The sequence below is a fragment of the Kitasatospora sp. NPDC057518 genome (genome assembly GCF_042802075.1).
In the GTDB taxonomy this organism is placed as follows: domain Bacteria; phylum Actinomycetota; class Actinomycetes; order Streptomycetales; family Streptomycetaceae; genus Kitasatospora.
Map to the genome: position 1 here is coordinate 1 of NZ_JBHVEU010000388.1, position 8,486 is coordinate 8,486.

General features: G+C 73.8%; 8 protein-coding genes. 2 read left to right on the forward strand and 6 right to left on the reverse strand.

Annotation, left to right across the window (positions count from 1 at the left end; all coding sequences use genetic code 11):
* Positions 1-15: 15 nt before the first annotated feature.
* Positions 16-582, reverse strand: a complete 567-nt coding sequence (locus ACFU7Z_RS30535) for a DJ-1/PfpI family protein (protein WP_049660089.1) — start codon at positions 580-582, stop codon at positions 16-18.
* A gap of 257 nt (positions 583-839) precedes the next feature.
* Between ACFU7Z_RS30535 and ACFU7Z_RS30540 the strand changes: the two genes are divergently transcribed.
* Positions 840-1,388, forward strand: coding sequence for an alpha/beta hydrolase (locus ACFU7Z_RS30540; RefSeq protein WP_049660091.1), 549 nt, complete (start codon positions 840-842; stop codon positions 1,386-1,388).
* Positions 1,389-1,437: 49 nt separating this feature from the next.
* Positions 1,438-2,034: a hypothetical protein gene (locus tag ACFU7Z_RS30545; RefSeq protein WP_049660092.1), complete on the forward strand. Its 597-nt coding sequence runs from the start codon at positions 1,438-1,440 to the stop codon at positions 2,032-2,034.
* A gap of 75 nt (positions 2,035-2,109) precedes the next feature.
* Here the strand turns inward: ACFU7Z_RS30545 and ACFU7Z_RS30550 are convergent, their stop codons facing one another.
* The 5 genes from ACFU7Z_RS30550 to map all read right to left on the reverse strand — a co-directional run bounded on the left by ACFU7Z_RS30550 (position 2,110) and on the right by map (position 8,291).
* Positions 2,110-4,419, reverse strand: a complete 2,310-nt coding sequence (locus ACFU7Z_RS30550; RefSeq protein ID WP_380781049.1) for a transglycosylase domain-containing protein — start codon at positions 4,417-4,419, stop codon at positions 2,110-2,112.
* A 199-nt stretch (positions 4,420-4,618) separates the two neighbouring features.
* Positions 4,619-6,151 (reverse strand): alpha/beta hydrolase, encoded by a 1,533-nt coding sequence (locus tag ACFU7Z_RS30555; protein WP_380781051.1) that lies wholly within the window; start codon positions 6,149-6,151, stop codon positions 4,619-4,621.
* 169 nt (positions 6,152-6,320) lie between these two features.
* Positions 6,321-6,746 carry an acyl-CoA thioesterase gene (locus tag ACFU7Z_RS30560; protein WP_380781053.1) on the reverse strand — a complete coding sequence of 142 codons (426 nt, stop codon included), beginning with the start codon at positions 6,744-6,746 and terminating at the stop codon, positions 6,321-6,323.
* 48 nt (positions 6,747-6,794) lie between these two features.
* Positions 6,795-7,499 carry an HAD-IA family hydrolase gene (locus ACFU7Z_RS30565; RefSeq protein WP_380781056.1) on the reverse strand — a complete coding sequence of 235 codons (705 nt, stop codon included), beginning with the start codon at positions 7,497-7,499 and terminating at the stop codon, positions 6,795-6,797.
* Positions 7,500-7,523: 24 nt separating this feature from the next.
* A complete protein-coding gene (map, locus tag ACFU7Z_RS30570; protein WP_380781058.1) occupies positions 7,524-8,291 on the reverse strand; it encodes a type I methionyl aminopeptidase in 768 nt (255 codons plus the stop codon).
* Positions 8,292-8,486: the final 195 nt, after the last annotated feature.

Genomic DNA, 8,486 nt, shown 5'->3' on the forward strand with positions numbered 1-8,486 from the left:
GCTCCGGGATCAGCGCTAGGCGAGCGGCGCCTTGGTGCGCAGGACCTCGATGAAGGCCCGCAGCCAGGCCGGGTGGTCGGGCCAGGCGCGGGCCGAGACGACGACGCCGTCCACCACCGCCTCGCCGTCCACGAACTCGGCGCCCGCCGCCTTGATGTCCGGGGCCAGCGCCGGGTAGGCGGAGCTGCGGCGGCCGTCCAGCAGGCCGGCGGCGGCGGTGATCAGCGGGCCGTGGCAGATCTGGGCGACGGGCTTGTCCTCGGCGAAGAAGTGCCGGGCGATCCGCTGTACGTCCGGGTCGTTGCGCAGGTACTCGGGGGCGCGGCCACCGGGGATGACCAGGGCCGCGTAGTCGGCCGGGTCGACGTCGGCGAGGGCCACGTCGGCGGGCCAGGTGTAGCCGGGCTTCTCGGTGTAGGTGTCGAAGCCCTCGACGAAGTCGTGCACCACGAACTGGAGGCGTTTCTTCGTCGGGGCCGCGATGTCGACCTGGTAGCCCTCCTCGCGCAGCCGCTGGTAGGGGTAGAACACCTCCAGTGACTCGGCGGCGTCCCCGGTGACGAGCAGGATCTTCGATGTCATCGCCGACATCCCTCCACGTGGTCGAGCCTCGGATCGGGTACGGGCGCCGGGCGGTGGCGGCCGGCCCGGGCCCGGTCCAACCTCCCGTACCGGCGACACCGTTGGCAACGGGGCGCACCGGGCGTACGACGGCGCATACGGAGCTACGCGCGCCGGTTGCGGGGAGTGCGCGCCTGGTCGGGCGCCCGGCTGCGGGGGTCGGCGGCCCGCGTCCTAGACTCCTGCTGCCCACGACCGTCCCGCTCCCGGAGGAGCCCATGCCCGACCGCACCACCTACCTCGTCCTCCCCGGCTACCAGAACTCCGGCCCCGAGCACTGGCAGACCCGCTGGGAGGCGGCCGGGCCGGAGTCCTTCCGCCGGGTCGAGCAGGCGGACTGGGACCACCCGGAGCGGACGGACTGGGTGGCCCGGGTGGACGCCGCGGTGGCCGCGGCCGCCGCCGAAGGCCCGGTGGTGCTGGTCGCCCACAGCCTGGGCTGCGTCACCGCGGCCCACTGGGTCGCCACCGCCTCCGCCGAGCGGACCGCCGCCGTCCGGGGCGCGCTGCTGGTCGCCCCGGCGGACGTCGACACCGCCGAGGTCCCGGAGCTGGTGAACTTCCGCCCGGTGGCGCTGGAGCGGTTCCCGTTCCCGGCCGTCGTGGTCTCCTCGACCGACGACCCGTGGGTCTCGGCCGAGCGGGCCCGCGCGTTCGCCGCCGCCTGGGGCGCCCGGTACGTCGAGCCGGGCGCGTACGGGCACCTCAACTCCGACTCCGGACTGGGCGACTGGCCGGAGGGCCGCGAACTGCTCGCCGGGCTGTGACCGCGGCGACGGGGGGAACGGGGGCGCGGGGACGATGAACCGGGGGACGATGAACCGACGGACGTCCCGGACCAGGCGCGTCCTGGTCCGGCTGCTGGCGGGCAGCGGGCTGGCCGCCGTCCTGCTCTACACCGAGGGGCAGTGGGAGAGCCGCTCGGGCGGGCTGATGCTGGTCGCCGACCTGCTCAACCAGCCGGAGCTGCTGATCGGCGGGGCGCTGGCGGCACTGATCGCGGCCGCCTGGCTGAGTGACCCGCGCGCCGCCGTGCGGACGGCCACCCGGGCGGTCACGGTGACCGCCGGCGTGGTGTTCCTGCTCGGCGTGCTGGCCGCGCACAAGGTGTCGGCGGCCGAGACCCGCAGCCGGGAGGACGCCCCGGCCGGGGCCGAGCGGGCCCTGGTGGTGGTGCACCGCTCGTACGCCACCGGGCCGGGCCCGGACGAGCGCTGGCAGGTGCTGCTGGAGAGCGGCGAGGGCTGGTCGGCCCGGCGCTGGTCACTGGCGGACATCGGCCGGCGCCCGGGCGACGCCCGGCTGGTGGAGGCGAGCTGGACCGGGCGCTCGCAGATCACCGTGGTGACCGACTCCTACCGGCGGGTGTTCAACCTCGACCAGGACAGCGGCGAACCGGTCGAGGCACGGTAGCCGGCCCCGCCTGGGTACGGGTACTCAGGCGGGGCCGGACAGTTCACCGCTCCTCGGGGGCACTGGTCGGACGGGTCACTGGTCCGACGGGTCGGTGGCGCCGGGCGGGGCGGACGGCGCGGTGCGGCCGGTCGTCGGGCCGGTGTCGCGCGGCCGGCCGGTGTTGCCCGGGCCCCCGGTGGCGGGCGCGCCGCTGCAGGTGACCGAGCCCGGCGAGCCGCTGGCGGTGGTGCAGTTGGCGTCCCGCCGGGGCGGGTCCGGGATGCGGACGGTGGCGAACGGCTTCTCCGGCATGCTCCGGACGGCGTCGCTCATCGCCTGCTGCCAGATCGGCCCGGGGCCGGTGGCGCCGAAGACCTCGGCCTGGTACTTGCCGCCGATCCGGATGTTGCGCATCGGCACCTTGGTGCCCGGGCTGCCCAGCCAGACCGAGCCCGCCAGGTTGCCCGTGTAGCCGGTGAACCAGGCCGACTTCTTCTCGTCCGTCGTCCCGGTCTTGCCGGCGATCTGGCGGCCGTCGTCCAGGCCGAGGTCGCGCGCCGTGCCGCCCTTCTCGGTCACCCCGAGCAGCACGCTGTTGATCACGTCGGCGGTGTCCTCGGACATCGCCGGGGAGCAGTGGACCGGGGGCACCGGGACGTCGGTGCCGTCCACGGTGGTGATCCTGTTGATCGCCAGCGGCGCGCAGTAGGTGCCCCGGGCGGCGAAGGTCGCGTACACGTTGGCCATGGTCAGCGGGCTGACCTCCTGGGTGCCGAGGCCGAGCGCGGGCAGTTCCTGGAGCGGCTCGCCGTTCGCCTTGCCCTCCATGCCCAGCTTGTTGGCCATCTGCTTGACCGCGCAGAGGCCGATCTCCTGCTCCATCTGCACGAAGTAGGTGTTCACGGAGAGCGCCATGGCCTGCTTGAGCTCGTACGGGCCGACCTCACCGGCGCTCTCGTTGGGGATGGTCCCCTCCTTCTTGCCCTTGCTGAGGTTCTTCCAGGTGCCGTCGCAGGTCTTCATCGTCGGCCAGTCCATCCGGTTCGGCGAGTCGTACCGCTGGGTGGGCGACAGGCCGGCCTCCAGGGCCGCGGCGGCCACGATCGGCTTGAAGTTGGAGCCGGGCTGGAAGCCGATGCCGCCGCCCATCGCCGCGTCCACGTTGTAGTTGACGACGGTCTCGTTCTTCTCCTTGGCCAGGCCGTACGGGCGGGTCTGCGCCATCGACAGGATCTTGCCGCTGCCGGGCTCGACCATCGTCATCGCGGCCGAGACCGGGTCGGTGACGTACACCTTGGTGGAGACGGCGTTCTGGGCGGCGGCCTGCTTGTCCGGGTCCATCGTGGTGTAGATGTTCAGGCCGCCGGTGTCCCACAGCTTCTTGCGTTCGGCCGAGCTCTTGCCGAACACCGGGTCCTGCTTGACCACGTGCCGCACGTAGTCGCAGAAGAAGCCCATGCCGGCCTTGGCGGTGATGCAACCGTTCTGCGGGTCCCGGTAGTTGAGGCCGAGCGGGGCGGCCTTCGCCTCCCTGGCCTGGTCCGCGGTGATGTGCTTGTTCTCCACCATCTTGTCGATGACGGTGTCGCGGCGCTTCTGCGCGGCCACCGGGTGCAGCTTCGGGTCGTACTGGGACGGGTTCTGCACCAGCCCGGCGAGCATCGCCGCCTCGGGCAGGCTGAGGTCTTTGGCGTCCTTGCTGAAGTAGCGCTGGGAGGCGGCCTGGATGCCGTACGCCTGGTGGCCGTAGAAGGTGATGTTGAGGTAGTTGGTGAGGATCTGCTCCTTGCTCAGGTCCTCCTCCAGCTTGATGGCGTACCGGAGTTCCTGGATCTTGCGGCCGAGGGTCTTGCGCTGCGCCTCGCGCACCGCGTCCGCGTCGTCCCCGGCCTTCTCCACGTTGACGTTCTTCACGTACTGCTGGGTCAGGGTGGAGGCGCCCTGGACGGCGGCGCCGCTCTCCGCGTTCTTGGTGATCGCGCGCAGGATGCCCTTGAGGTCGACGGCGCCGTGCTCGTAGAACCGGGCGTCCTCGATGTCCACCTGCGCCGTGCGGATCAGCGGGGACATCTGGTCGGCGGGTATGACGGTGCGGTCGCGCTCGTAGACCTTGGCGATCAGGCCGCCGTTGGCGTCGAAGATCTGCGTCGCCTGGCTCAGCGGCGGGGTCCTGAAGTCGTCGGGGATGCTCTCGAAGCCCTCGGCGCCGTTCTTCGCGCCGAGCCCGACCGCCCCGGCCGCCGGGAGGATCAGGCCCGCCAGCAGCACCCCGCCCAGCACGCTGGAGCCGAGGAAGGTGGCCGCGTGGCCCAGGAAGCCGATCGGGGTCTCGCGGCGCCTCGGTCGCGGCACCCAGGTGTCGCCCGGGTCCGAAGCGGCGGGTATGCGGCTCTTCGGTGACATAGATCGAACATTACGGCCGTGAACAGGCCGTGGGGAGCGGGTGTTGGCGAAGGATTGTCACAAAATCGCGACGGATTCGACTCATTCCCGAGGGTCGAACGGGCGTGCACGACGGGGCAAGGACCGTTCGTCCACGGCCCGTTGCCCCGCGCGCCGCCCGGCCGACCTCGCTCGGCCAGTTCCGCTCAGCCGAACCCGCTCAGCCGGCCGGGCAGAAGACGTCCCGGGCCGGACGGTGGCCGGTGACCAGGTAGTCCGTCACCACCTCGTCGCCGCAGGCGTTCCCGTTGGCCCGGTACACGTCGTGGCCGCCCGAGTCCACCGTCACCATCCGCGCCCGGTCCCCGAACGCCGCACGCAGCTTGAGCGCGCCGGTGTACGGCGTCGCGGGGTCGCGCAGGTTCTGCGTGAGCAGCACGTTGGACGGGCCCCGGTCGGTGACCCGCACCGGCGGCTCGGCGGGCGCGAACGGCCAGAAGGCGCAGGGCATCACGTTCACCGGCAGGCCGGCGGTGAGCGGGCGGGCGGCGCGGTCGGCGGTCACGGCCTTGGCGTAGCCGGCCGGGTCGGCGGGCCACCGGACGTCGTTGCAGAGGGTCCCGACCGAGACGGCGATGGTGTTCTGCACCGCCGCCTCCGGCGGCACCACCGGGGCGGGCAGCGGACGGCGGCCGAGACCGGCCAGCATCAGCGCCGCGACGTCCGGGAAGCGGGCGTCCGCGTTCATGCTGTCCAGCAGGGTCTGGCGCAGCACGTTGCCGTTCAGCTCCGCCGGGTTGGCGCCCGGCCAGGGCAGCGGGGTCCGGTCGAGGCGGGCGGCGAGGTCGAGGAAGAGCGGGCGGACCTCCTCGGGGGTGTCCGCGACCCGGTCCGGGTTGTCCGGCGCGGACGCCCACCTCGCGAAGTCCGGGAAGCGGTCCTCGACGCCCCGGCCGTAGGCGTCCAGCCAGCCGCGCCCGACCCGCGACGGGTCCGGGTCGTCGTTGCTGTCCAGCACGACCCGGTCGGTCCGCTCGGGGAACATGGTGGTGTAGACGGCGCCCGCGTAGGTGCCGTACGAGACGCCCCAGAGCGAGAGGCGGCGCTCGCCGAGGGCGCGGCGGATGCCGTCGAGGTCGCGGGCCTCGTTGGCGGTGGAGATGCTGCGCAGCACCGGGCCGCCGTTGCGGGCGCAGGCGTCGGCGATGCGGCGGGCGGTGGCCAGGTTCCCGTCGATCGAGCCGTCGGCGGCCGGCCAGGGACGCAGTTTGACCATCGACAGGTCGGCGGGGTCGAGGCCGCAGCTGACCGGGGTGGAGCGGCCGACGCCGCGCGGGTCGAAGCCGACCACGTCGTAGCGGTCCCGGACGGACTGGGGCAGGCGCCCGGCCATGCCGTGGACGAGGTCGAGGCTGGAACCTCCCGGTCCGCCCGGGACGGCCAGCAGGACGCCTCGGCGCCGGCCGGGCTCGGCGGCGCTGATCCGGGAGACGGCGAGGGTGACGCGGGCGCCGTCCGGATCGGCGTAGTCCAGCGGGACGGTGACCTCGGCGCACCGTTGGGGGCTGTCGGCCGGGGTGCCCGGACACGCGGCCCAGGCGAGGCCGTCCCGCCCGGGCTTCGCGCTCTCGGCCGCACCGGCGGGCAGGGCGCTCAGCGCGGTCACGGCCAAGGCGGCGGCCGCGGTGAACACGGCGGTGACGGTGCGGGCGGGTGTGGTGCGGGCGGGTGTGGTGCGGGTGGGCTTCGTCATGCCCAAGAGTCTGCTGGGGCACGGGACTTGGGACCATGCGGGCAGCGGGCCGGTCGGGGGTGGGGAAATCCCCCGGGCGCCGGGGAAGGGGCGGAGACCGCTTCCGGCCACGGTCTCCGGCCGCGCGGGGTGGGGGTGGTGGGAGCGGTACGGCGGGGTCCGGTCCGGCTCAGAGGCCGAGCCGGCCCGGGTCGGCGGCCAGGGCGCGCAGCGGCTCGCGCGGGTCGGCGACCAGCCTGCGCTCCGCCAGGTCGAGGATGCCGCCGACACCGGTGATCTCGGCGGCCAGCACGCCGTCCTCGCGGACCAGCCGCTGCACCACCTGGAAGGTCTTGCCGTCCCGCCAGGTGAACGAGCAGCTGACCGCCACCGAGTCGCCCGCGCGCAGCTCCCGCAGGTACTTGACCGTGGTCTCCAGGACCACCGGGCCGACCCCCTCGGCGACCAGGTCCGCCTGGCGGATCCCGGCCGCCCGGAGGTACTCCCAGCGGGCGTGCTCGGCGTACTGGAGGTAGACCGCCTGGTTCAGGTGCCCCTGGGAGTCCGTCTCGTACCCGCGGACGGTGATGTGCGTGGTGAAGTCCTGATCACTCATGCCCCGCACGGTACTCCGGGCCCCCGGGGCACCACCTCGTGTCCTCCGTCACCCGTCCCACCCGGACAGGACGGCCAGCAGCGGCGTGAGGGCGTCCGGCCGCCGGTCCACCGGCAGGTGCTCGACCGGGTGGAAGCCGCAGCCGAGCGCGGTCGCGCCGCCGTCGCAGGTCCGGTCGTCGCCGACCATCAGGACGTCCGCCGGGACGAGGCCGAGCCGCTCGCAGGCGGTCTCGAAGATCACCGGGTCGGGCTTCTGGGCGCCGACCTCGTACGACAGCACGTAGACGTCGACCAGCTCCTCCAGGCCGTACGCGCGGAAGACCGGCCGCAGGTCCCAGGCGATGTTGCTCACCACGGCGACCGGCACGCCCCGGCGGCGCAGCTCGCGCAGCACGGGGGCGGCGTCCGGGTACGGGCGCCAGCTCGCGGGCGCCAGGTGGGACTCGTAGAGGGCGTCCACGTCGATGGCCGCGGGCGGCTCGGCGGCGCGGGTCAGCGCGGTGTACGCGGTGCGATGCAGCTCGGGGGTCAAGTCGCGGGTGTCCCAGGCCTGCTGGACCTCCGGCGGGATGCGGCGCGGCGGCACACCGCCGGGCAGGGCGCCGAACTCCTCCAGCCGGGCTATCAGTTCGGCCTCCTCCCCGGCGGGCAGGGCGAGGCCGGTGGCGGCGAGGTGGGCCGCCAGCCACTCGGCGGTGGAGACGACCCTGAAGAGGGTGCCGGAGAAGTCGAACATCACAGCTTTGGTCATGGCCCGAGCCTAAGTCCTTCCGGATCAGGGCAGGGTGAGGATCCGCGGGCCGTCCTCGGTGATGGCGACGGTGTGCTCGATGTGGGCGGCCCGGGCGCCGTCGACGGTGCGCAGGGTCCAGCCGTCCGGGTCGGTGCGGTGGTCGTCGCGGCCGCCGGCCAGCAGCATCGGCTCGATCGCCAGCACCAGGCCGGGGCGCAGCGGGTAACCCCGGCCCGGGCGGCCCTCGTTGGGCACGTGCGGGTCCTCGTGCATCCGGCGGCCGATGCCGTGGCCGCCGTAGCCGCCCAGCAGGCCGTACCGGCCGGCGCGGGCGACGGCGCCGATGGCGTGGGCGATGTCGCCGGTGCGGTTGCCGACCACGGCGGCGGCGATGCCGGCCTCCAGGGCGCGCCGGGTGGTCTCGATCAGGGCGGTGTCCTCGGGCCGGGCGGTGCCGACGGTGAAGCTGACCGCCGCGTCCCCGGCCCAGCCGTCCAGGAGGGCGCCGCAGTCGATGCTCACCAGGTCGCCGTCGCGCAGCCGGTAGCCGTCCGGGATGCCGTGCACCACGGCGTCGTTCACCGAGGCGCAGATGACGGCCGGGAACGGGACGGGCGCGAAGGCCGGACGGTAGCCGAGGAACGGCGAGGTGGCCCCGGCCGCCTTGAGCACGCCCCGCGCCACCTCGTCCAGCTCCAGCAGGCTCACTCCGACCGCCGCCTGCTCCCGGACGGCCGCCAGCGCGTCCGCCACCACCCGCCCGGCCTCGCGCATCGCGGCCAGCCCGGCGTCCGACTTGAGTTCGACCATGGTGCTTCTCTCCCCTGGATCCAATTCTTATACCGGTATTTGTATCACGGTCGTGGGGGTGGGACGCCCCAGGGCGGGAGGACCTGGGCCTTTCTTCAAGCTCCCGTCGTCCGCCCGGAGGGCGGGCGGGGCGGCGTTGGGGTGCGTGCATCGCAAGGCGGAGGAGGGAGCCACTGCGGAGCATTGGCGACCGAC

Bases quoted from the DNA above. Each gene is read 5' to 3' on its own strand.
- ACFU7Z_RS30535 (WP_049660089.1), bottom strand. From the start codon at position 582: ATGACATCGAAGATCCTGCTCGTCACCGGGGACGCCGCCGAGTCACTG.
- ACFU7Z_RS30540 (WP_049660091.1), top strand. From the start codon at position 840: ATGCCCGACCGCACCACCTACCTCGTCCTCCCCGGCTACCAGAACTCC.
- ACFU7Z_RS30545 (WP_049660092.1), top strand. From the start codon at position 1,438: ATGAACCGACGGACGTCCCGGACCAGGCGCGTCCTGGTCCGGCTGCTG.
- ACFU7Z_RS30550 (WP_380781049.1), bottom strand. From the start codon at position 4,419: ATGTCACCGAAGAGCCGCATACCCGCCGCTTCGGACCCGGGCGACACC.
- ACFU7Z_RS30555 (WP_380781051.1), bottom strand. From the start codon at position 6,151: ATGACGAAGCCCACCCGCACCACACCCGCCCGCACCACACCCGCCCGC.
- ACFU7Z_RS30560 (WP_380781053.1), bottom strand. From the start codon at position 6,746: ATGAGTGATCAGGACTTCACCACGCACATCACCGTCCGCGGGTACGAG.
- ACFU7Z_RS30565 (WP_380781056.1), bottom strand. From the start codon at position 7,499: ATGACCAAAGCTGTGATGTTCGACTTCTCCGGCACCCTCTTCAGGGTC.
- map (WP_380781058.1), bottom strand. From the start codon at position 8,291: ATGGTCGAACTCAAGTCGGACGCCGGGCTGGCCGCGATGCGCGAGGCC.